This is a genomic window from Roseospira visakhapatnamensis, assembly GCF_014197915.1.
Lineage (GTDB): Bacteria > Pseudomonadota > Alphaproteobacteria > Rhodospirillales > Rhodospirillaceae > Rhodospira > Rhodospira visakhapatnamensis.
Genome location: NZ_JACIGK010000074.1, coordinates 1 through 2,590, shown reverse-complemented (window position 1 = coordinate 2,590; position 2,590 = coordinate 1). Strand labels below are relative to the sequence as shown.

General features: G+C 71.0%; 4 protein-coding genes. All 4 read left to right on the top strand.

Annotated elements, in window-relative coordinates; translation table 11 throughout:
• Positions 1 to 341 precede the first annotated feature (341 nt).
• Positions 342 to 602 (top strand): hypothetical protein, encoded by a 261-nt coding sequence (locus tag GGD89_RS19400; RefSeq protein WP_184049138.1) that lies wholly within the window; start codon positions 342 to 344, stop codon positions 600 to 602.
• Positions 592 to 1,158, top strand: coding sequence for a hypothetical protein (locus GGD89_RS19395; protein WP_184049135.1), 567 nt, complete (start codon positions 592 to 594; stop codon positions 1,156 to 1,158). The genes GGD89_RS19400 and GGD89_RS19395 overlap by 11 nt, the downstream gene beginning before the upstream one ends.
• Positions 1,159 to 1,173: 15 nt before the next feature.
• On the top strand, positions 1,174 to 1,536 hold the full coding sequence (locus GGD89_RS19390; RefSeq protein WP_184049132.1) for a plasmid mobilization protein: 363 nt from the start codon (positions 1,174 to 1,176) through the stop codon (positions 1,534 to 1,536).
• Between the two features lie 7 nt (positions 1,537 to 1,543).
• Positions 1,544 to 2,590, top strand: a 1,047-nt coding sequence (gene traI / locus GGD89_RS19385; RefSeq protein ID WP_184049129.1) for a TraI/MobA(P) family conjugative relaxase, incomplete at its 3' end; no start/stop codon positions are given.

The following is a 2,590-nucleotide window of genomic DNA, read 5'->3' as shown; positions in this document are numbered from 1 at the left end:
GCATACTTCGGCAACCTGATCCACCTTCCCGAGACTCGGGCCAGACGGGATGTCCCGCTGCTGAACGCCGCCCGGGACGTCTTCCGGGACCGGCTGTCGGCCGACACCGTCCGCGACATCGAGGAGCGGGCCATGGACCGTGACCGGCAGGCCACCGCCCCGGGGGGGTAAGCCACCGGTCACCGGATGGCTGGCCGCCCCCCGGTGACCGCCCTTGCCGCCGCCGGTCCCCCCATCGGCCGGCGGCGGCCTTTTCCCTCTCAGTTCCCCCTGTGACGGGGGACGGTGGTCCGGCTAGACTCGGGACTGGTTTCCATCCTCCGTCCGAAAGGATCCCCCTCATGTCCGATCTGCCGAAAAGCTACCTCACCGACGACGAGCGCGCGGGTCTGTCTCAGAACGCGATCTACATCTGCGAGTCCGAAGCGGCCGACGAGGCCGGTGATGACGAAACAGCCTGGGCGTGGCTGCGCCTGGCCGAGATTCCCGCGCACGCGCTGATGGCGGCGAAGAACGTCAACGGCGCCGACTGGATCAAACAGAAGGGTCTGAGGACCGAAACGGCGGAGAAACGCTATGGAAAAGACTGGCTTGATCGATAGGATTGACCGTCGGTTCCTTCGGGAAAAAACCCTCACCAACGAGGTGGACAAGACACCGGAAGCCCGGCGTCGGGCCAAGCTGCGTGGATCGATCCTGCAGGACCTCAAGGACGTGGGCCAGAGCGGCGACCTGCCGCTGATCCTGGCCACCGAGCGCCGCTTCCTGGAGAACGACCTCCAGCAGTACGCCAACAGCCGGGCCATGCGCGACAGCCTGACGGCGGCCCTGGCCGAGATGACGGCCGCTGACCGGCTGCTCGGCAAGGTCGCCGATCCCGGCGCCTACCGCCAGGTCGACGAGGAACACAGCCTGCCCAAGAACCGGACCGGCGACCTGCCCCGGGACGAGGCCCGCCAGTTCTTCTCCGCCCACGCCGCCCGCCTGCTCAATCAGGACAAGTCCCGCCTGGACGACGACGAGAAGCGCGTCATCGACCAGCGCAAGCGCAACATCCGCGCCGGCCACGACCTCTACAAGGCCCTGCAACGCAGCGCCCTCGGCCTGGCGCCGGCCCCCTCACGCACACGGTCACGCGGCCAGGCGCCCGGCCTCTGAGCGGGGGACGCGCCCATGCCGTCCGCCCGCCACCCTGCCAAGACCTACCTCGATGACGCCGAGGCCGCCCGCCTCAAGGACCTGGCCGCGCGCACCCACCTGTCGCAGGCCGAGGTGCTGCGCCGCCTGCTCATGGCCCAGCCCCTGCCGGCCGCCGACAGCCTGGCCGGATGGGACGCCATCCGCGACCTGATGCGCGTCAACGCCGACCAGGCGCGCCTGGGCAACCTGTTCAAGCTGGCCCTGGACGAGGCCCCCGACGACACCCTCCAGGCGCAACTGCAGGCCATCGCCACCGATATCGCCACCTGCCAGACCGCGCTCAAGGCGGCGGCCGTGGCCCTGCGCGCCCGGCTTCAGCCGCGCCGCGCGCCATGATCGCCCCATGATCGCCCACCGCATCGCCAAACGATCCGATGTGGCCGACGACTACACGCGCCTCGCCGAATACATCGCCGCCGCCCCCGAACAGGGCGAGAAGCTCGACCGCCTGTGGATCGCCAACTGCGACGCCGGCGAGACCCCGGCCGACCTGGCGCCGGCCCTCGCCGAGATCGAGGCCGTCCGCCAGAAGAAGCCCGCCGTCGCCGACAAGACCTATCACCTGGTGGTCTCCTTCCGCGCCGAGGACCGCCCCGGGCTGACCGGCGCGGCCCTCAAGGACATGGCCCGAACCTACGCCGAGGCCCTGGGCTTCGGCGCGCATCAGTACGTGGCCGGCACCCACATCAACACCGACCACTTCCACATGCACATCGCGATCAACAAGGTGCATCCGGAGACCCTGAAGGTCCACACGCCCTATCGCGACTTCAAGACCCTGGAACAGACCTCCCGCGCCCTGGAGCAGCGCTACGGCCTGATCGTCGATCGCGGCCGCGCCGACCGCGACCAGGCGCCGCCCCTGTCGCCGGCGGCGCGCGATTTCGAGGCCGCCACCTGGGAAGAGAGCTTCCAGCGCTGGCTGCAGGGCCACCGCGACGCCGTGCTGAAGACCGTCGCCGACAGCCGGACCTGGCCGGACCTGCACCGGGACCTGCTGGACCGGCATGGCGTGCGCCTCAAGGCCCGGGGCGCCGGCCTGGTGTTCACCGACCGCGCCGGCGGCCAGGCCATGAAAGCCTCGGCCCTGGACCGCGCCTGCGCCAGGGCCGCCCTGGAGCGGCGCCTCGGCCCGTTCCAGGCGGCCACGGCGGAGAGAGCGGCCCCGGATCGGGAGCCGGACAAGGATGGGGGCAAGGATCGCGGTCAGGAGCCGGCCCAAGGCCCCGGCTACCGGCGCAAGCCGCTGCTGCACGCGCCCGGGGTGCCGCGCCTGTGGCGGGCCTTCCGAAAGAGCCGCGCGGACACCCTGGCGCGGCGGACCTTGCGCAACTGGAAACACTATCTCCTCGCCGAGGCGTGGCGCGACCCCTACGCCGCCGCCCTCGTC

Coding starts and splice junctions, on each gene's coding strand:
- GGD89_RS19400 (WP_184049138.1), top strand. CDS start 342: ATGTCCGATCTGCCGAAAAGCTACCTCACCGACGACGAGCGCGCGGGT.
- GGD89_RS19390 (WP_184049132.1), top strand. CDS start 1,174: ATGCCGTCCGCCCGCCACCCTGCCAAGACCTACCTCGATGACGCCGAG.